Origin of the sequence: Paraburkholderia sp. SIMBA_030, from assembly GCF_046535245.1 — a bacterium.
Classification (GTDB): domain Bacteria; phylum Pseudomonadota; class Gammaproteobacteria; order Burkholderiales; family Burkholderiaceae; genus Paraburkholderia.
The window spans coordinates 1-533 of sequence record NZ_JAWRXB010000081.1; the positions used below are offsets into that span (position 1 = coordinate 1).

The window sequence follows — 533 nt, forward strand, 5'->3', positions numbered from 1 at the left end:
GCTCGTCCAGAACCGAGATGACCTGACCGCTCTCCGTATAGTCGCCAAACCCCGACGAATCGGGCATGCGGATGAACTCGTAATGAACGATCGCGTTATCGACCTTCAAAGGTTCGGGAACGACGGCTCTTAGCGCCTCGATATCCGTCTCGTAGGAAATGATGAAGTATTCGCGATTGACGAAGCGGAACGGCGGGCGCGGATACGCGGGATTGTGCACAGGCATCGCGAAGGCTTCGCGGCGGATTTGGGCTAGATCCATTTTGTCCTCATGGCTGAGCTGCGGTAAAACGTCGCGACTAATCATAGAGGCAAACGGTAGCGCGTTCGCATTTTTGGTGAATATACACCGTTGCGATTCCGTTAATTAACAAGCCATCTGAAAGCATTAATTAACAGTTCGGGTTTTTATGAGATGAACCGGTCATTCCGAAAGCCTTTCTTCATCGGCATTTCATGGCATTTCTGTAAGCGGCGCACCCCACATTTTGCTTACGATTCAAATGACGCAATAGATTGATGTCGAACGTCGC

Annotated in this window: 1 protein-coding gene; it reads right to left on the reverse strand. The window is 50.7% G+C overall.

Going from position 1 to position 533, the window contains the following annotated elements; all coding sequences use genetic code 11:
• Window positions 1-262, reverse strand: a 262-nt coding sequence (locus SB772_RS39105; RefSeq protein ID WP_410838401.1) for an acetoacetate decarboxylase family protein, incomplete at its 3' end; no start/stop codon positions are given.
• Window positions 263-533 lie beyond the last annotated feature (271 nt).